At 64.7% G+C, this 17,330-nt stretch carries 19 protein-coding genes and 1 rRNA gene; 12 read left to right on the forward strand and 8 right to left on the reverse strand.

The window, feature by feature from the left end:
• Nucleotides 1-22: 22 nt before the first annotated feature.
• A complete protein-coding gene (locus J0J06_RS14760) occupies nt 23-1,210 on the reverse strand; it encodes an acyltransferase family protein (protein ID WP_294043320.1) in 1,188 nt (395 codons plus the stop codon).
• 90 nt (nt 1,211-1,300) lie between these two features.
• Here J0J06_RS14760 and ispG point away from each other — a divergent pair, with 90 nt between their 5' ends.
• The 6 genes from ispG to J0J06_RS14790 all read left to right on the forward strand — a co-directional run bounded on the left by ispG (nt 1,301) and on the right by J0J06_RS14790 (nt 5,011).
• Nucleotides 1,301-2,416: a flavodoxin-dependent (E)-4-hydroxy-3-methylbut-2-enyl-diphosphate synthase gene (gene ispG / locus J0J06_RS14765; RefSeq protein WP_294043322.1), complete on the forward strand. Its 1,116-nt coding sequence runs from the start codon at nt 1,301-1,303 to the stop codon at nt 2,414-2,416.
• The gene (locus J0J06_RS14770) at nt 2,413-2,655 is read left to right on the forward strand and encodes a hypothetical protein (protein WP_294043324.1); all 243 of its coding nucleotides are present in this window, start codon (nt 2,413-2,415) and stop codon (nt 2,653-2,655) included. Before ispG ends, J0J06_RS14770 begins: the two co-directional genes overlap by 4 nt.
• A 60-nt stretch (nt 2,656-2,715) precedes the next feature.
• On the forward strand, nt 2,716-3,195 hold the full coding sequence (locus tag J0J06_RS14775; protein WP_294043326.1) for a TIGR02281 family clan AA aspartic protease: 480 nt from the start codon (nt 2,716-2,718) through the stop codon (nt 3,193-3,195).
• An 87-nt stretch (nt 3,196-3,282) separates the two neighbouring features.
• Nucleotides 3,283-4,176 (forward strand): DMT family transporter, encoded by an 894-nt coding sequence (locus J0J06_RS14780; RefSeq protein ID WP_294043328.1) that lies wholly within the window; start codon nt 3,283-3,285, stop codon nt 4,174-4,176.
• A complete protein-coding gene (locus J0J06_RS14785; RefSeq protein ID WP_294043330.1) occupies nt 4,173-4,655 on the forward strand; it encodes a GNAT family N-acetyltransferase in 483 nt (160 codons plus the stop codon). Before J0J06_RS14780 ends, J0J06_RS14785 begins: the two co-directional genes overlap by 4 nt.
• Nucleotides 4,655-5,011, forward strand: coding sequence for a TfoX/Sxy family protein (locus J0J06_RS14790; RefSeq protein WP_294043332.1), 357 nt, complete (start codon nt 4,655-4,657; stop codon nt 5,009-5,011). The genes J0J06_RS14785 and J0J06_RS14790 overlap by 1 nt, the downstream gene beginning before the upstream one ends.
• Here the strand turns inward: J0J06_RS14790 and J0J06_RS14795 are convergent, their stop codons facing one another.
• The 4 genes from J0J06_RS14795 to J0J06_RS14810 all read right to left on the reverse strand — a co-directional run bounded on the left by J0J06_RS14795 (nt 5,012) and on the right by J0J06_RS14810 (nt 9,143).
• Nucleotides 5,012-5,851: a hypothetical protein gene (locus tag J0J06_RS14795; RefSeq protein ID WP_294043334.1), complete on the reverse strand. Its 840-nt coding sequence runs from the start codon at nt 5,849-5,851 to the stop codon at nt 5,012-5,014.
• Nucleotides 5,852-5,924: 73 nt separating this feature from the next.
• The gene (ppa, locus tag J0J06_RS14800; RefSeq protein ID WP_294043336.1) at nt 5,925-6,464 is read right to left on the reverse strand and encodes an inorganic diphosphatase; all 540 of its coding nucleotides are present in this window, start codon (nt 6,462-6,464) and stop codon (nt 5,925-5,927) included.
• Between the two features lie 48 nt (nt 6,465-6,512).
• Nucleotides 6,513-8,429, reverse strand: coding sequence for a peptidase M61 (locus J0J06_RS14805; protein ID WP_294043338.1), 1,917 nt, complete (start codon nt 8,427-8,429; stop codon nt 6,513-6,515).
• 69 nt (nt 8,430-8,498) lie between these two features.
• On the reverse strand, nt 8,499-9,143 hold the full coding sequence (locus tag J0J06_RS14810; protein ID WP_294043340.1) for a DUF1345 domain-containing protein: 645 nt from the start codon (nt 9,141-9,143) through the stop codon (nt 8,499-8,501).
• A gap of 50 nt (nt 9,144-9,193) precedes the next feature.
• Here J0J06_RS14810 and hisS point away from each other — a divergent pair, with 50 nt between their 5' ends.
• The 4 genes from hisS (at nt 9,194) to J0J06_RS14830 (ending at nt 13,462) form a co-directional block, all read left to right on the forward strand.
• The gene (gene hisS, locus J0J06_RS14815; RefSeq protein ID WP_294043342.1) at nt 9,194-10,519 is read left to right on the forward strand and encodes a histidine--tRNA ligase; all 1,326 of its coding nucleotides are present in this window, start codon (nt 9,194-9,196) and stop codon (nt 10,517-10,519) included.
• Nucleotides 10,516-11,598, forward strand: a complete 1,083-nt coding sequence (gene prfA / locus J0J06_RS14820) for a peptide chain release factor 1 (protein ID WP_294043344.1) — start codon at nt 10,516-10,518, stop codon at nt 11,596-11,598. Before hisS ends, prfA begins: the two co-directional genes overlap by 4 nt.
• Nucleotides 11,588-12,412 carry a peptide chain release factor N(5)-glutamine methyltransferase gene (gene prmC, locus J0J06_RS14825; RefSeq protein ID WP_294043346.1) on the forward strand — a complete coding sequence of 275 codons (825 nt, stop codon included), beginning with the start codon at nt 11,588-11,590 and terminating at the stop codon, nt 12,410-12,412. Before prfA ends, prmC begins: the two co-directional genes overlap by 11 nt.
• Before the next feature lie 276 nt (nt 12,413-12,688).
• Nucleotides 12,689-13,462, forward strand: coding sequence for a DUF4167 domain-containing protein (locus J0J06_RS14830; RefSeq protein WP_294043399.1), 774 nt, complete (start codon nt 12,689-12,691; stop codon nt 13,460-13,462).
• A gap of 338 nt (nt 13,463-13,800) precedes the next feature.
• On the opposite strand, the gene J0J06_RS14835 is transcribed toward J0J06_RS14830, so the two are convergent.
• Together J0J06_RS14835 and J0J06_RS14840 are read right to left on the reverse strand one after the other, a co-directional pair.
• Entirely contained in the window at nt 13,801-14,244 is a 444-nt protein-coding gene (locus tag J0J06_RS14835) for a hypothetical protein (RefSeq protein WP_294043348.1), read from the reverse strand.
• A complete protein-coding gene (locus J0J06_RS14840; RefSeq protein WP_294043350.1) occupies nt 14,213-14,491 on the reverse strand; it encodes a hypothetical protein in 279 nt (92 codons plus the stop codon). Before J0J06_RS14840 ends, J0J06_RS14835 begins: the two co-directional genes overlap by 32 nt.
• A gap of 60 nt (nt 14,492-14,551) precedes the next feature.
• Here J0J06_RS14840 and J0J06_RS14845 point away from each other — a divergent pair, with 60 nt between their 5' ends.
• Nucleotides 14,552-14,980, forward strand: coding sequence for a CBS domain-containing protein (locus tag J0J06_RS14845; protein ID WP_294043352.1), 429 nt, complete (start codon nt 14,552-14,554; stop codon nt 14,978-14,980).
• Here the strand turns inward: J0J06_RS14845 and J0J06_RS14850 are convergent.
• On the reverse strand, nt 14,977-16,449 hold the full coding sequence (locus J0J06_RS14850; protein WP_294043354.1) for a lipopolysaccharide biosynthesis protein: 1,473 nt from the start codon (nt 16,447-16,449) through the stop codon (nt 14,977-14,979). The genes J0J06_RS14845 and J0J06_RS14850 overlap by 4 nt on opposite strands.
• Nucleotides 16,450-16,928: 479 nt before the next feature.
• Between J0J06_RS14850 and J0J06_RS14855 the strand changes: the two genes are divergently transcribed.
• Nucleotides 16,929-17,330 (forward strand): 16S ribosomal RNA (locus J0J06_RS14855); the annotation flags it as partial.

Genomic DNA, 17,330 nt, shown 5'->3' on the forward strand with positions numbered 1-17,330 from the left:
GTAATGGATCGGGGTGGGATAGCTAGGCTTGCGAGGCCGGGATGGCGGTGGCCGGCGCGGGCCGAGACCGCCTCGGCGCTAAGCCGACCAACGGGCGCAGCCATGCGACTTCGCGGCCGATCGCGTAGAATCCGATGGAGAATCCGAATGTGCCGAGGAGCAGCAACACGAACTCGGCGAACGGGTCGAGGCCCCATGGCAGCGTCAGCCAGGCCAGCAAAATGATCGCCGGATGGTGCGCGATGTAGAGCGGGAATACCGCCTCCGCGAGCGTCGCGCGCCAGCGATTATCGCGATTCAAATGTCGATCGGCGAGCTGGAACAGGATCAGGATCATGCTCCACGCCATTGCGATGCGCGACACGCGATCGAGCATCATGACGCCGTGCGGCGGCATATGGCGCCCGGCATAATCGAGTTCGACCCAGGTCACAATCAGCCCTGATACGATGGCTAGCACGATCGCTACGCGTTGGGACCGCGCGATCGCAGGCCATAGTGCGGTGCCCTTCCCTCCGAGTGCGAACCCGAACAGGAAGATCGGGAAATAGAGAAAATGCGCGTTCCAGTCGGTGAACAGGCCCTGTTTTTCGGGGACCACGAACATCACCGCAAGCTTAGCCAGAGCTAGTGCGACGACCGGTACCCAGACCAGCCGCGCTCCCTTCGCCAGCCAATTGCCCGCCAGCGTGAACCGCTCGGCGCTCCACCTGCGCATCGCGAGCAGCCCGGCAAGCGCCATCGTATAGGCCCAGAGATAAGCGACGAACCAGAGATGTTCCCAACTCGGAAAGGGCGGGCCATAGGTCCGCGTCACGTTCCAGTAATCGCGCAGCCAATAGTGGATCAGCCCGGCGGGATATCCGGCGATCTTCGCGCGCACCCACGTCTCCGCCGGGATCAGCGCGACCATCGCGACCGCCCAGGGAATGAGCAGCCGCCGGTTGCGCGACGCGACGAACGGCCCCGGCGCGCCCGATTTGTCGAACAGCTTGCGGCTGGCATAGCCCGACACCCCGAACAGCAGGGGTAGCCGCCATGGTGTCAGCAACGCGAGCGGAACGATCAGCTGCGGATAGGTCGTCGGCGACTTGATCACCCAGTCCCAGGTCGAGAAGACCATCGCGACATGGTACACGATCAGCAGCCCGAACGCACCGATGCGCAGCCAGTCTAGGCCGTAATGGCGGGAGGATGTCGGGCTGATCATGATCCTGATCTGGATCAATAGCGTGGGCGGCTCACCAAATCGTTGACGCTTGCCTTGGCGGTGACGCGCGACAGGCGTATAGGCACGGCTATGTCAGTCCGTCCCTGGCGCGACATCACGCGCCGTCAGAGCCGCCAGATCATGGTCGGCAACGTCCCCGTCGGCGGTGGCGCGCCCGTTACCGTGCAGACGATGACCAACACGCCAACCAGCGACCCCCGCGCGACGATCGACCAGATCCGCCGTTGCGAGGATGCCGGCGTCGACATAATCCGCGTGTCGTGTCCCGACACCGACAGCACCGCCGCGCTCGGTCAGATCGTGCGCGCGGCGCGCGTGCCGATCGTCGCGGACATCCATTTCCACTACAAGCGCGCGCTGGAGGCGGCGGATGCCGGCGCCGCGTGCCTGCGCATCAATCCGGGCAATATCGGGTCGGCGGAGCGCGTGAACGAAGTGGTCAACGCCGCCAAGGCCAATGGCAGCGCGATCCGGATTGGGGTCAATGCGGGGAGCCTGGAAAAAGACCTGCTCGAAAAATATGGCGAGCCGTGCCCGGAGGCGTTGGTCGAAAGCGCGCTTGATCACATCAAGCTGCTGCAAGATCGCGACTTCCACGAATTCAAGGTGGCGGTGAAGGCGAGCGACCTGTTCCTCGCGGTCGCCGCGTACCAGCAACTCGCCGAAGTGGTCGACTGCCCCCTGCACCTGGGCATTACCGAGGCGGGCGGGTTCGTCGGCGGGACGGTCAAGTCGTCGATCGGGATCGGCTCGCTGCTCTGGTACGGAATCGGCGACACGATCCGCGTTTCGCTGTCGGCCGAGCCCGAGGACGAGGTGCGCGTCGGGTTCGAGATCCTGAAGGCGCTCGGCATCCGCAATCGTGGCGTGCGCGTCGTGTCGTGCCCGAGCTGCGCGCGGCAGGGCTTCGACGTGATCCGCACCGTCCAGGCGCTGGAAGAACGGCTCCAGCATATCCGCACGCCGATGTCGCTTTCGGTGCTGGGTTGCGTGGTCAACGGGCCGGGCGAAGCGCGCGAGACCGATATCGGCATCACCGGCGGCGGCAATGGCAAGCACATGGTCTATCTGTCGGGCGTCACCGACCACCATGTCCAGGACGCCGACATGATCGAGCACATCGTTAAACTGGTCGAAGCCAAGGCGGCGGAGATCGAGGCGAGCGATCAGGCGCAGGCGGCGTGAAAGCCGACCTGCCGACGCTCAAGCGCAAATCGGTCGCGACCGGCGCGGCGGCGACGGGGGCCGAAAGCGTCGGTGCGCTGGCGGTCGGCTTCTTCTCGCTGGGTGTGCTGGCGGCGGGCGCGGTTGCGATCGGCGCGGTCGCGGTCGGGCGGCTGTGGATCGGCGACGCCCGGATCAAGAAGCTGCGAATCGACGAACTCGACGTGGGCACGCTGACGCGCCACGACGACGAGCAGTAAGCGGGGCGTTAAGCATCCCGATAAAGCGGGCTGCAAGTGGTGGCCGGCTACGGCGCGCCGATGAAATTCGCACTCCTCGCCGTCACGATGATGGGCATCCTGGTCGGCCTGTTGCTGCCCGGCGCCAAGCCAAAGGCCGCGCCGCAACCGGCGCTTGCCGCCGTCGCGACCGCCGATCAGCCGCGCGAGACGGTATTGGAACGCGAGGATAACGGTCACTTCTTCACCGTCGCCGACGTCAATGGCGAGCCGATCAAGTTCGTCGTCGATACCGGCGCGACCACCGTCGCCTTGACTCAGGACGATGCCCGCCGCGCGGGTGTCAAGTTCGACCCCAGCCAGTTCGACGTCGTCGGGAGTGGCGCGTCCGGCGCGGTGCGCGGACAGCAAGTGTTCCTCAACGACGTGGTGCTCGACGGCAAGCGAGTCAGCGGTATCCATGGGCTGGTGCTCGAGGGGCTCGGCATCTCGCTGCTTGGCCAAAACTACCTCAGCCATGTCGATATATCGATCGTCGGCGACAAGATGGTCCTCAAATAGTCCAGGCATCGGACCACTCGCCCAGCTTGTGATTCCATAAGGAGGAGAGCGGGTGACGGGCGCATCGCCGCCCGCTATCGCGCCGGGATGAGCCGCCGCGCCCCGTCCCAAGCTCTGGTCTTCGCGGCCGCGGTGCTCGGCATCGCGATCTTCTCGTCGATGGACGCCGTGATGAAGGTGCTGACGCTCCAGATCGGCGCGTTCACCACCCTGTTCTGGCGCACGATGGCGGGGATCGTGTTTACCGGCGCGATCTATCTTCCGGCGCGCAAGGGCTGGCCGTCGCGGCCGGTAATGCGCGTCCATTTGATCCGCGGCGCGGTGTCGGCGGTGATGGCGGTGACCTTCTTCTGGGGGCTGGCCAAGATCCCGATGGCGCAGGCGATCGCGCTGGCCTTCATCGCCCCATTGCTGGCGCTGTTCGGGGCGGCGTTCGTGCTCAAGGAGCGAATCCCGCCGCGCGCTGTTATCGCCTCGCTGATCGCGTTCGGCGGGGTCGGCGTCATCATGCTCGGCCAGGCCGCGACCGCGCCGTCGCCGGATCAGTTTCGCGGCACGATCGCGGTGCTGCTCTCGGCGATGTGCTACGCCTACAACATCGTGCTGATGCGGCAGCAGGCTCTAGTCGCGGGACCGAGCGAGGTGGCGTTCTTCCAGAGCGTGATCGTCGGCGTGATCTTCGCCTGTTTCGCGCCATTCTTTGCGGCGGTGCCCGATATGCGGCACGCCCCCGCGATCGTACTGGCGGCGGCGCTGGCGACGGTGTCGCTGCTGATCCTTGCCTGGGCCTATGCGCGGGGCGAGGCGAACTATCTGGCGCCGACCGAATATACCGGGTTCATCTGGGCGGCCTTGTGGGGCTGGGTGGTCTTTCATGAGCCGGTCGCGCCCTATACGCTGACCGGGACGGCGATGATTATCGCCGGTTGCCTGGTCGCCGCGCGCAAGCGTGACGTCGAAAATGTGGAGGCCGCGTTTTGACGCTGACGATCCGTCCCGCCAAGCCTGGCGATGCTGCGACCGTGCTGCATTTCGCGAAGGAGCTCGCAACTTACGAGCGCGAACCGGATGCGGTCGTGACCACTGAGGCGATGATGCACGAGGCGCTGTTCGGCGAGAAACCGATGGCCGAGGCGCTGATCGCGGAGGTCGACGGCGCGGCGGTCGGATTCGCGGTGTTCTACCACAACTTTTCGACCTGGACGGGGCGTAAGGGGATCTGGCTCGACGATCTCTATGTCACGCCGGAGGCGCGGGGATCGGGGGCGGGCAAGGCGCTGCTCCGGCATCTCGCGGGCATCTGCCTCGACCGCGATTGCGCGCGGTTCGAATGGTGGGTGCTCGACTGGAACGAGCCAGCGATCGGCTTTTACCGCTCGATCGGCGCCGAGGCGATGGATGAGTGGACCGTGCAACGCGTCAGCGGCGACGCGCTGGCCAGACTCGCCGGACGCGGCTGATGGCGGCGGATCAGGGGCTGATCGACTGGGTGGCGGAAGCGATGGAGCCGATCGGCTCGGTCACCAAACGCGCGATGATGGGCGGAGCGACGCTGTATGTCGACGGCACGATCTTCGCGATCATCAGTCATGACGACGTCTTGTGGTTCAAGGCCGACGCCGAAAGCGATGCGGTGTGGGACGACGCGGGCTGCGAGCGCTTCACCTTCGAGATGAACGGCAAGAGCGGGTCGATGAACTATCGCCGCGCGCCCGACGATGTCTATGACGATCCCGACGAACTGCTCCGCTGGGGGCTGATCGGGCTGGACGCGGGGCGGCGCGCGCCGGCGAAGAAGCCGAAGAAGAAACGCTGATCACTTCGTTTGGGCGGGCAAGCGGTCCAGCGTTTCAACCGTAGTCGTGGTCCGCTCGGTCTCGCCCGGTTCGCGGGTCACGAGCGTGGTGGTTACGGTCCGGCGCCGGACGCGGCCGGCGGCATCGGTGTCGAACGCCACCTTGACCGTGCCGACCACCGTCATGGCTGCGCGCTGTCGCAAGGCATCCGCCAGCGTCACAGGCTTCCGCATTATCGTGCCGATGGCGACATCGGCATCCGCGCGCTCCCGGCGATAGGCGTCGGCGTCGATCGCTAGGTCCACCGTATACCGGGAGCCTTCCGGTCCTATCGCGACGCGGTGAAGCGGCGACGCGGCCAGCGTGCCCGGATAGCGATACGGGACACCATCACCGACATCGCCCCAAAGGTCGAAGCGTTCGGCGATCGCCAGCGCCGATTGCGGGTCGCAATCGACCTTATACGCCGTCCAGCTAAAGCCCCATTGGCCGCACGCCGCGCGCGTCATCTTAAATCGCTTCAACCAGGGATCGGCCCGAGAGGCGAGTTCGTCTGCGTTGAGGAGCAGCGTCGGCCCCGCGCGCGGACGGAACACACGGAAGGGCAACAACCAGTTTCGCGCACGGTCGTCGTCGGTCGATCCGGAGGGGTTGTCATATTCGAGTTCGATACCGTCGTCGCGCACGGCAACCACGCGCTCCAGCACCGTATCGCGATCGAACGACGAACTCGTTGACTTGTCGTCGGCAGTCTTTTCGGCGCTGGTGCGCTCTAGGCGCAACTCATAGGTGCCGCCCGCCGGCTGCGCGAGGAGTAACGCGACAACCGGGGTAATGGCGACGGAGAGGTGTGGCGGCATGGCGTATCATCGCGCGGCACCGCGGCTCGCGCAATCCACTCGTCCCATCGCCTTCGTCAGGCGGCGCGCGCCGTCATGCCGCCTTGGCCTCCTTCGCCCGTTCGATCGCTTCCAATACGATCCGCCGGGCGTCGGCGGCGTCGCCCCAGGTGCCGACGCGCACCCATTTCTCCGCCTCCAGGTCCTTATAGTGGGTGAAGAAATGCTCGATCTGCTGGAGCACGATCGAGGGCAGGTCCTGGCGTTCGCCGACGTCCGAATAATAGGGGAAAGTGGTGTCGACGGGGACGCAGATCAGCTTTTCGTCGCCGCCCGCTTCGTCTTCCAGGTTGAGCACCCCGATCGGCCGCGAGCGCACCACGCAGCCGGGAACGAACGGGCTGCGCGCGATCACCAGCGCGTCGAGCGGGTCGCCGTCCGGGCTCAGCGTGTGCGGCACGAAGCCGTAATTGGCCGGATAACGCATCGGCGTGTGGAGGATGCGGTCGACGAATAACGCGCCCGATTTCTTGTCGAATTCATACTTCACCGGTTCGCCGCCGGTCGGCACTTCGATGATGACGTTCAGGCTTTCCGGCGGGTTGTCGCCAACCGGGATCAGGTCGATATTCATGTTTCTTCCTCAAAAGGATGTTTGCGGCATCCTCTCCTGGCCGCCCCGTCAGCGCGGGGTCAGCAGCCGATCCAGCCCGGTTTCTCCGGCGCCGGTCTTGACGAAGTGCGGATAGCGCAAGCCCCCGTGATAGTCGATGCTGATGCTCTTCACTTCCTCGCCGGCCTTGATCAGCAGCACGATCGGCGCTGTCGAACCCTTCGCGTCGCTCACCGCGTTGCGTAGCCGGTCGTCGTTATAGGCGAGGCCGTTGACCGCGACGATCGTGTCGCCGAGCGTCAATCCGGCGTTGAACGCGGGGCTGCCCCAGCGCACCGAGGACAGCGATCCGTCGGCGCCCACGGTCAGTCCCAGCGAATAACTGAGATCGGCCACTCGGCGCGAGCGTTCGGCCTGGCGGCCGGTGGGGCTCTGTTGATCGGTATAGACGAGCTTGTAGCCGTTGCGTTCGAACCCGCCGAGCGGGGCCGGCTGGCCGGTCTCGGTCAGCCGCTTGGTGAGCAGGCCGCGCCAGTCATAGGGCTGTATGCTGTTGAGCGTCGCGACCACATCGTCGAACGTATAGGTCACTTCGCCCCAGTCGCCGTCGTTGATCCCGAAGAACGCCTTGGCGAAATCGTCGAGTGATTTGGTCCCCTTCGACTGCTCGCGCAGGATCGAATCGACCTCCATCCACACCAGCAGGCCTTCGTTGTAATATTCCTCGCCGCGCTGATAGTCGGTCCAGCCCATCGGCTTGCGGTTGGACATGATCGGGCTGTTGGTGGTGTCGATCATCGGCCGCCAGTTGCGCCCCGGCGTGTTGTCGAGGTTGGCGGCGATCATCGCGTACTGGTCGAGCGTGTCCTGCTTGCTGACGAGGCCGCTGCGCGCCTGGAGCACATAGCCCCAGAATTGCGTCTGGCCCTCATAGACCCAGAGCAGGCTGTCGCGCATCGGGTAGCGGTAATCGGGCGTCCACAAGTCCGCGCCGCGGCGGAACTTGCCGTCCCAGCTGTGCGTGTATTCGTGCGGGAAGACGTTGCGCGCCGACGGGTTCGTCGCCCAGTCGGTGAAATAGCCGAGCCGCGTGCCGATTTCGGTAGACCGGTGATGCTCCAGCCCGATCCCGCCCAGCTCGTTCGAGATAGAGACCAGGAATTCGTAATGGTCGTAGTGCTGCGCGCCGAACAGTTTCACCGCCTGATCGACCATGCGCTTGTGGGCCGCGATCATCTCCGGCGTCGCGGCGTCCAATTCCTTCTGGTTGTCGGCGAAGACGTTCATGTTGACGCGATCGCTGAGCGCCCATTTCTTGTAATACCGCCCGGCGACGATCGGTGAATCGATCAGGATCTCGTAGTTGGTCGGCTCGTAGGTGTAGGTCGATCCGGCTACCTTGGCGTTGAGAGCCGACGCTGCGCTCCAGCCTTCCGGATACTTCACCGTCAGCTTCACCGGAATCTGCCGGACGAAATAGCCCGCAGGATAGAAACTGGTCACGATCGGCTGCAGACTCATCATGTTGGGGGTGACGAGGGTGCGGCCCTGATCGGCGCGAGTCGCGGTCAGATACTGGAAGCGGACGTCGATTGCCTTGACGCCCTTCGGAATGTTGAGGTGGAAGGCGTAGACGTCGACCGGATCGCGCGTCCACGGAATCTCCCTGCCGCCGGCGCTGACTTTCAGGCCCGCCATCTTCTCGATCTCGTTGCGCGGCGTGTGGCCGCCCGGCACCCATTTGGGGAACAGGATCACGAAATCGCCGGTCTTGGCGACGGGGATCGTCTGCTTGATCGAGTATATGCCGCGCGCGGTGTCGGTCGCGTCGATGTCGATCGTCATGGTGCCCGGATAGGGCATGTCTGCGGCCGCCGGGATCGTGTCGACGACAGGCACCGGCTGCGGCTTCGAGTTGTTTGCCTGGCCATAGGCGACGGTGGCGGTGGCGGCGAGAAGGAGAGCGAACGCGGCGCGGCGGATCATGGGCAGGAAACCTCTTGCGGGTTGCGACAGACCCGCTGTCCTACGGCTGCGATACACCGGCGTCCACCCTCAGCCGCCGCCCAAGGTGTTGATGGTGAACGCGAGGATGCCCAGGTTGAAGACGAATGCCGCCAGACATTGGCCGAGCGTCACCATCCGCATCCGGCGCGAATTGATTTCGATGTCGCTGGTCTGGAACGTCATGCCCAGCGTGAAGCTGAAATAGATGAAGTCCCAGTAATCGGGCTCCTTGCAATCGGGTATGTCGAGGCCGCCGGTATCCTTTCCGTCGCCGTCGCAATCCGAATAATAGAGATGCGCGTAGTGCAGCGCGTAGATGATGTTCGAGAACAGCCAGGCGAGGATCAGGGTCACAACGACCAAAGCGACCGACCAAAGATCGTGCTGATCCTTGGCCTGCAATTCCTTGGCGACCGACACCAGGATGACGACCATCGTGACGCCGGTGATCGCGAGCAGGCCGGTGCGGTTGGCGTCGTTGTCCTGCGCGGCCTTGCGCATCGACTTCGCGTTGCCGCCGCGCAGCAGTGGCAGGATCGCGATCAGGAACACGGCAGATGCGACGTCGAACGCTGCCATCGTGCCTCGTCCCCAGCCGAGCGGCGGGATCGCGACGATCAGGCCGATCACCAGGACCGCGAGGAACAGCAGGAAGCGCGGTGGGGCGATCCGCTTGCCCAGGTTCATGGCCATGACGAGAGGCTAGCGCAGGCCCGCATGCTCTACTAGAGAGCGCCGCCAATATGGCGCGCATCGAAACCCCCAAGAGAATCCGCGGAACGCAGGACATTTTCGGCGACGAACAGCGCCGCTTCGCGCGCGTGCTCGAGGCGTTCGAAAAGGTGCGCCGGCTATACGCCTTCCAGCGCGTCGACTTGCCGGTGTTCGAGGACACGCAGGTCTTCGCGCGCTCGATCGGCGAGACGACCGACGTCGTGTCGAAGGAAATGTATTCGTTCGAGGATCGTGGCGGCGATTCGATCACGCTGCGGCCGGAATTCACCGCGGGGATTTGCCGCGCGTATCTGACCGAGGGATGGCAGCAATATGCGCCGCTCAAGCTGGTCACGAGCGGGCCTGTGTTCCGATACGAGCGCCCGCAAAAGGGACGCTATCGCCAGTTCCACCAGATCGACGCCGAGGTGATCGGCGCGGCAGAACCGGCGGCGGACGTCGAACTCCTCGCGTTTGCGGACCAGTTACTCAACGAACTGGGTATCGCGGATGGCGTGACGCTCCAGCTCAACACACTGGGCGATGCGGAGACGCGCGACGCTTGGCGCGGGGCGCTGGTCAGCCATTTCGAGAAGCATCGCGGCGAGCTGAGCGAGGACAGCCTGGTCCGGCTCAACAAGAACCCGATGCGCATCCTCGACAGCAAGGACCCGCGTGATCGCCCGATCGCGGATGCGGCGCCCGACATCGACACACACCTGACGAGCGAGGCGGGCGCGTTCTTCGAGGCGGTGACGAAGGGCCTGGATGCCGCGGGCGTGAAATGGACGCGCAACGCGCGGCTGGTGCGCGGGCTCGATTATTACCGCCACACTGCGTTCGAGTTCGTCACCGACCGGCTCGGCGCGCAGGGCACCGTGCTCGCGGGGGGGCGTTATGACGGCCTCATCGAAGCGCTCGGCGGGCCGCACACCCCAGGCGTCGGCTGGGCGGCCGGGGTCGAGCGTCTGGCGATGTTGCTGGACGAGCCGGCGGTCGGCCAGATCGAAGCTGTCGTGATTCCGATGGGCGATGCGGCCCAAGTGCGCGCGATCGGCGTGGTCGCGAGTCTCCGTCGATCGGGCGTCAGCACGGATATGGCGTTCAAGGGCAACATGAAGCGGCGGCTGGCAAAGGCCAACGACGCCGGTGCCACCTACGCTCTGATTCTCGGTGATGACGAGCTTACAGAGAATAAGATCGTGGTCCGCAACCTCGTCGAGGGCAAGCAGGCGAAAGCGTCTCTGGGTTCGATTGGCAATGTCCCGCTGTCATTGCTGTGGGTGATGGACACCGATGTCGTTCAACCCGGCGATAGCTATGTCGGCGACCTGCTGCTCGGTCATAAAGAATGACCTCGATCTCCCCCCAACGGATCGCGCAGATCGAGGCGCGGCGGGACGAGCTGGGCGCGCTGATGGCGACTGGTGACCTGTCGGGCGAGCGTTTCGTCCAGGTGTCGAAGGAATATGCCGAGCTCGAGCCGGTCGCGAAGGCGGCGGGCGAGGTGCGGCGGCTGCGCGCCGAACTCGCGACGCTCAGCCACATGGCCGAGGACGACGCGTCCGACGGTGACCTGAAGGCGATGGCGCGCGAGGAAATCGAGGAGATCCGCGAGCAGCTCCCCGCGGCCGAGCGAGGCCTCGCGCTTGCCTTGCTCCCGCGCGATGCCGCCGACGAACGCGCGGCGATGCTCGAAATCCGCGCCGGGGTGGGCGGCGACGAGGCGGCACTGTTCGCGGGCGATCTGTTCCGCATGTATCAGCGCTATGCCGAGGCGCAGGGCTGGCGGGTCGAATTGATCTCCGCCTCCGCCGCCGATGTCGGTGGCTATAAGGAAGTCGTCGCCTTGGTCGAGGGCAAGGGCGTGTTCGCCAAGCTGAAGTTCGAAAGCGGCGCGCACCGCGTCCAGCGCGTGCCCGCGACCGAAAGCGGCGGGCGCATCCACACCTCCGCCGCGACCGTCGCGGTGATGCCCGAAGCCGAGGAAGTCGACGTGCAGATCGACGAAGCCAAGGATTTGCGCATCGACATCTACCGCTCTTCGGGGCCGGGCGGGCAGTCGGTCAACACCACCGACAGCGCGGTGCGGATCGTGCACATTCCCTCGGGGCTGGTGGTGATCCAGCAGGATGAAAAGTCGCAGCACAAGAACAAGGCCAAGGCGCTCAAGGTGTTGCGGACGCGGCTGTACGAGGCGGAGCGTGAGCGGCTGCACAACGAACGGGCGGGCGCGCGCAAGTCCATGGTCGGGTCGGGCGATCGCTCGGAACGCATCCGGACGTACAATTTCCCGCAGGGGCGCGTGACCGACCACCGCATCAACCTGACGCTCCACCGCCTGCCCGAAATCCTGGAGGGCGACATGGACGAGTTGATCGGCGCGCTGATCGCGGAGGACGAGGCCGAGCGGCTGGCGAGCCTTGAGGGTTGAGACGGTGCGGCAGGCGCTCGCCGCCGCCGCGACGCGCCTGGGATTTTCGGAGACGCCGCGCCTGGATGCCGAACTGTTGATGGCGCATGCGCTGGGCGTTGGCCGCGAGCAACTCCTGTTGCGTCACCTGGACGATCCGGCGCCCGCGACCTTTGCCGCGCTGATCGAGCGACGTCTTGCGCATGAGCCGGTCGCCTACATCACGGGCAGGCGCGATTTCTGGAGTATCACGCTTGCCGTCGGTCCCGGCGTATTGATCCCTCGGCCCGATAGCGAAACGCTGATCGAGGCGGCGGTCGCGCATTTCACCGGGCGCCCGCCCGCAATGGTGATCGACCTTGGCACCGGACCGGGGACGTTGCTGCTCGCGGCGCTGGCGGAGTGGCCGGAAGCTCGCGGGGTCGGGGTGGATTGGTCGGAACAGGCGCTGAGCTACGCGCACAAGAATGCCGAGGCGCTCGGGATGGCGGACCGCGTCCTGTTGCGCCGGGGTGATTGGGCCTCCGGGATCGCGGAACGCTTCGACCTGGTGCTGTGCAACCCGCCTTATATCGCGGCCGATGAAGCGTTGCCGGCCGAAGTCCGTGACCACGAACCCGCCGCCGCCTTATTTGCGGGGAGCGACGGGCTCGAGGACTACGGCATCATCGCCGCGCAACTCCCGCGACTGATCGCGCCCGGGGGGATGGCGGCGATCGAGATCGGCGCGACGCAGGCCGCGGCCGTCACCGCGTTGCTGTCAGCGGAAGGCCTGAACGTGGCCCTTCGCCACGACCTTGCGGGGCGCGACCGTTGCCTTGTCGCCACGCCTTGATGCGGGACAACCGGCACCCCATATTTCCGCTTGGAAGAACGCCCGGTAGCCGCTATTGAGCGCGCAGGGGCACACGATCTCATCCACGACATCGTTGGAATAGGTAGATTGCCCAATCCTTCGTCTTCGGCCGCTTGTCCGGTGGCCATGACAGGTCTTCGCGTCCTGACAGGCGCGGAAGGCGCGCGTTGGCAGCATCCTTCCGGGATGCATTGGTTTGCACCGTATGGGAGCAAGGCCGGGTTTGGTTTGTGACACAAGGACCACAGGACTTTGATCAATAACAATCGTCAGGCCGGTCGCCGTCGCGGCCGGGGTGGACAGCGCCAGGGTGCCGGCAACCCCAATTCGGGTAACCGGATCGACAACCGCGCGCGCGGCAATGCCAGCCAGTTGCTCGAGAAATACAAGACCCTCGCCGCTGATGCGCAGCGCCAGGGCGACCGCGTAAACGCCGAATATTATCTGCAGTTCGCGGATCACTATTTCCGCGTCCTGGCCGAAAGCCGCAGCCGCTTCGAGGAGCAGAATCAGGGCCAGAACCAGCGTCGCGGTCGCGAGGACTCGTTCGACGACGAGGATGAGGGCTTCGAGGACGAGGGCAACGAAGCCGTCGCCGACGTCGCCGAACAGCCGCGTCGTGAGCGGGCGCGCGATGATAGCGGGCAGGACGGTCAGCGCGAGTATCGTAACCGGGACCGTAACCATCGCGGTGACCGCGAAACTCGCGAAGACCGTGGCAATCGTGAACCGCGTGAGGATCGCGGCAACCGCGCGAACGGCAACGGCTATGCCGCCAATGACGGCGACGAGGGCGACCGCGTCGAAGCGGCCGCGCCTGCCGAGGAAGAACGCGCGCCGCGCCGTGGCCTGCGTCCGCGCCGCGAGGCCAAGCCGGTCGCGGCGAACGAGGGCGAGACCTTCGACGCGGCCTTGCTGCCACCGTCGCTCGGGATCAGCGTCGGCGACGAGGGCGAGGAACCCGCCCCCAAGCCCCGCCGCGGCCGCCCGCGCCGCACGCCGAGCGCCGAGGTCGACGCCGCGGAGTAAATTCGGTCGGTTGATGTGTTAGAAAAGGGGGCGTCGGGAAACCGGCGCCCTTTTTCGTTTGGCGGATGGATATGACGGCTAGCGACCCATGAGCGGTCGTTCGTCTAGCCGACGAGCGCCGCTTGTGAGAAATCGCGTTGATCTGCTTTCATTGTAATTTGAGCTCACCACACCTACTTACGGTGCATCGTCGGCACGGTTATTTGTAAGCGCCGGTGGCTGGGTTCGGAATGTTCTCGCTTACAGTTTGCGAGGGCAAAATGGATCTGAATTACCTCCTTCACCGTCATCAAGTTTCGCTTATGCGAGCACACGGCGCGTCCTGCATTTCGGCGCGCTCATCGCACCGTGGCATGGCTCGCGAATACGCGGAGCGTATCCGCGTCTTGCAGAACGACCTTCAAGTTGTTTCGCCGTTTGGTCTGGTCGCCTGAATGAGTGGCATCACCCGCCTCGCGACCGGTCAAAGCAGCGAGAATGTCACCCGTCTTCGGTTCCGACGATCGGTCGTCAATCGGCCGGGCGAAGGCGCCCTTGCGCGACAGACGCAGATTGCCTTGCTCGCATTTCAGGCGTTCGACGACCGGAATGCCGCGCGCCAGTTTTTGAACGAGCGGAGCGCGGAGATCGATGGCAGGCCCATTGATCTGGCCGGTGAGAGTGACGCTGGTTTTGCCACGGTCCGAGCGATGTTGCCTACTGGCAGCTGACCACCCAATAGCGGACGTTTGACCTGACCGCTCGGTCCACTCACCGATCGAACCGCTCGACATCCTCGTCATGCCCCGTCCCTGAACTCAGGAACGCCAGGCCCATCAAAGCGGCGGCCATCATGATCGTGCCGCCGAACCCGCCGATCGCGGCGAGGATCGCCACCCAGCTCAGCGGGCCGTAAATCTGGTCGAGTATATACAGCGCGATGCCGACCGCGATCGCCGCGGCGAGCAGCATCCACAACAGCATCCGGCGATACCGTTTCCACGCGAACGCGGCATAGTCTGGGTCATCGAGGCCGGACGGTTGCTCCATGCTTTCTATTTGGCGCGAAAAGTGGAATCCTCAATCCCATAAGCAAGTGAGGAGAGAGCCATGACGATCGCAACGATCCTGTCGGGCAAGGGCGCGGAGGTGACGACGATCGCCGCCGACGCCACGGTCGCCGACGCCGTTAAGCTGCTCGCGGAGCGACGGATCGGCGCGGTGCCGGTGCTGAAGGACGGAGCGGTCGCGGGAATCTTTTCGGAACGCGACGTGATCCATTGCCTGGCGGACCAGGGCGCAGCCGGGCTCGACCGGCAAGTCGGCGAGGTAATGACCGCGCCGGCGATCACCGTGGCGCGCGACGAAGCGGTGCTGGGCGCGCTGACGCTGATGACGCGGCGGCGAATCCGGCACTTGCCGGTGGTCGAGGGCGGCGCGCTGGTCGGGTTCGTCTCGATCGGCGACCTGGTCAAATACCGCATCGATCGGATCGAGGCCGATGCCGAGGCGATGCGAGACTATATCCAGAGCGCCTAGCGGCGCAGTCGAATCAGTTCGACGATCTCGCGGATGACGTCGCGCGAGAAGGTGAAGAGCCACAGGCCGTAGGTCGCAGCGCCGATGCTCGCGAGGATCGTGAGGCGGGGGAGGGGCGACAGGGGTGGCAGGCTGCGATCGACGATCGTCACCACCAGCGCCATCGCGATCGCAGCGAACAGGGGCGGGGCGATCGCTGCAGCCACGTCGCGCAACCGCGCACCGATCACCGGCAGCGAGCGCCACGCGCTGACGCCGAGATAGATTGGATACGCCACGATCCACGCTGCCGCGATTCCCGTCGCCCCCCACTGCACGCCGACCAGGAAGCTCGCTGCCAGCACGAACGCGCCGAAAGCGCCGTTCTTCATGCCGATGCTGGGCTTGCCGCGCGCGTCGCATGCGGGGGAGAACAGCACCTGCATCGTCATGAACGGCATCGCGAAGGCGAGCAGGTGGACGACCGGCGCGGCCTCCACCCATTTCGGCCCGAGCATCGTCAGGACGAGCGGCTCGGCGGTCGCGGCGAGGCCGAGATAGAAAGGCAGGGCGGCGACCATGATGATTCGCGTCGCGCGCACGAACGCGCGGGCGACCGCTTCGTCGTCATGCTGGATGCGGGCATAGGCGGAGAAGGCGACTTCGTTGAGCGGCGGCACGAACTTCGACACGAAGATCTGTGTGAGGAACAGGCTCGTCGTGTAGATGCCGAGTTCGTGCGCGGAAAAATGGCGGCCGGCGATGAAAACGTCGCACTGGCTCTGCAGGAACCAGAACAGCTGCCCCGCCGCCATCACCCCGCCATAGCGCGCGAGCGTGCCGGCGCCGCGAAAGTCGAAGCTCGGCCAGACAAGCGACCGCGCGGCGATCGTCATGCCGACCGCGCGGACGGTGAACAGCACCATCGGCGCGAACACCAGGGTCCACACCCCCCAACCCGCGAGCGCGCCGCCCAACGCCGCGCTGGCGCTGGCGATCGAGGCGAGGATGTTGATTCGCGCCTGCTTCGAAAAATCCATCTCGCGGCTGAGCAAGGCGTAGGGGAGCGCAATGAAAGGGGTGGTCAGATAGAGCAGCGCCTGGACGCGCAGCAGATTCGCGACTTCCGGGTGGCGGTAATAGGCCGCGGCGACGGGCGCGAGCAGGAGCTGCGCCGCGCCCAGGGTGACGTTGAGCGCGATCAGCATGCCGAACAATTGCCGCACCTGATGCCGGGTGATCTCCTTCTGCTGGATCAGCCCACTCGCCAGGCCGTAGCCGTTGAGCATGTTGAGGAAGACCAGAATCACGCCGGTCATCGCGAACAGCCCGTAATCGGCTGGCGACAGAATCCGAATCACGAGGAATGTGGCCGCCCATTGCACCATTTGCGCGAGAATCTGGCTACCCGAGCGCCAGATTACGGCGCTCCGGACCTTGGACGTCAGTGATTCTGCGCCCTGATTCGAGGGGGTTGCGGCGGTATCCATCGTGCCGAGCCTATACGCCGCAACCTGCTACCATCGCGTAAACCGCGGATTTCCGCGGTTTTTGCGGCTGTTTGAAATAAAAATGCAAAAAGGCGTTGACGGCCCGGGTCGCCCCGCATAGATGAGCTCCACCGCAGCGACGGGCCACACGGTCTGCCTGCTACGGTCACCAAAATCTCGGCGCAGTGGTCGCCCTCCAAAAAGAGGGTAAGCCAAGGCGTCGGTCTTTTGCGCTCTTTGACATTGTTAGTTCAAGATGAAGGGACATGTGGGCGGCGGCCCCGGGTTCGACGTTTTCAAGGCGTCGACGCTCGGTAAAAGCCAAGCCGATCTCACAAGTCCTTTTCACGTATCCATACGTAATTGGAATATGAACGCCTGTCCGGCTTCGGTCGGACATGTGTTCGTTTTTGTGCAGACCGGCTCCTTGAAATGCCTGTTCTGACGTCGGTTATTCCACCGGCGCTGGGATGGAACATAAACTTGAGAGTTTGATCATGGCTCAGAATGAACGCTGGCGGCATGCCTAACACATGCAAGTCGAACGAAGCCTTCGGGCTTAGTGGCGCACGGGTGCGTAACGCGTGGGAATCTGCCCTTGGGTTCGGAATAACAGTTAGAAATGACTGCTAATACCGAATGATGTCGTAAGACCAAAGATTTATCGCCCAGGGATGAGCCCGCGTAGGATTAGCTAGTTGGTGAGGTAAAAGCTCACCAAGGCGACGATCCTTAGCTGGTCTGAGAGGATGATCAGCCACACTGGGACTGAGACACGGCCCAGACTCCTACGGGAGGCAGCAGTGGGGAATATTGGACAATGGGCGAAAGCCTGATCCAGCAATGCCGCGTGAGTGATGAAGGCCTTAGGGTTGTAAAGC

It is taken from the genome of Sphingomonas sp., from assembly GCF_017304615.1.
Taxonomy (GTDB): domain Bacteria; phylum Pseudomonadota; class Alphaproteobacteria; order Sphingomonadales; family Sphingomonadaceae; genus Sphingomonas.

Excerpts from the sequence above, each read along its gene's own strand:
- J0J06_RS14760 (WP_294043320.1), bottom strand. The coding sequence starts at position 1,210 with ATGATCAGCCCGACATCCTCCCGCCATTACGGCCTAGACTGGCTGCGC.
- ispG (WP_294043322.1), top strand. The coding sequence starts at position 1,301 with ATGTCAGTCCGTCCCTGGCGCGACATCACGCGCCGTCAGAGCCGCCAG.
- J0J06_RS14775 (WP_294043326.1), top strand. The coding sequence starts at position 2,716 with ATGAAATTCGCACTCCTCGCCGTCACGATGATGGGCATCCTGGTCGGC.
- J0J06_RS14780 (WP_294043328.1), top strand. The coding sequence starts at position 3,283 with ATGAGCCGCCGCGCCCCGTCCCAAGCTCTGGTCTTCGCGGCCGCGGTG.
- J0J06_RS14790 (WP_294043332.1), top strand. The coding sequence starts at position 4,655 with ATGGCGGCGGATCAGGGGCTGATCGACTGGGTGGCGGAAGCGATGGAG.
- J0J06_RS14795 (WP_294043334.1), bottom strand. The coding sequence starts at position 5,851 with ATGCCGCCACACCTCTCCGTCGCCATTACCCCGGTTGTCGCGTTACTC.
- ppa (WP_294043336.1), bottom strand. The coding sequence starts at position 6,464 with ATGAATATCGACCTGATCCCGGTTGGCGACAACCCGCCGGAAAGCCTG.
- J0J06_RS14805 (WP_294043338.1), bottom strand. The coding sequence starts at position 8,429 with ATGATCCGCCGCGCCGCGTTCGCTCTCCTTCTCGCCGCCACCGCCACC.
- J0J06_RS14810 (WP_294043340.1), bottom strand. The coding sequence starts at position 9,143 with ATGGCCATGAACCTGGGCAAGCGGATCGCCCCACCGCGCTTCCTGCTG.
- hisS (WP_294043342.1), top strand. The coding sequence starts at position 9,194 with ATGGCGCGCATCGAAACCCCCAAGAGAATCCGCGGAACGCAGGACATT.
- prfA (WP_294043344.1), top strand. The coding sequence starts at position 10,516 with ATGACCTCGATCTCCCCCCAACGGATCGCGCAGATCGAGGCGCGGCGG.
- J0J06_RS14835 (WP_294043348.1), bottom strand. The coding sequence starts at position 14,244 with ATGACGAGGATGTCGAGCGGTTCGATCGGTGAGTGGACCGAGCGGTCA.
- J0J06_RS14840 (WP_294043350.1), bottom strand. The coding sequence starts at position 14,491 with ATGGAGCAACCGTCCGGCCTCGATGACCCAGACTATGCCGCGTTCGCG.
- J0J06_RS14845 (WP_294043352.1), top strand. The coding sequence starts at position 14,552 with ATGACGATCGCAACGATCCTGTCGGGCAAGGGCGCGGAGGTGACGACG.
- J0J06_RS14850 (WP_294043354.1), bottom strand. The coding sequence starts at position 16,449 with ATGGATACCGCCGCAACCCCCTCGAATCAGGGCGCAGAATCACTGACG.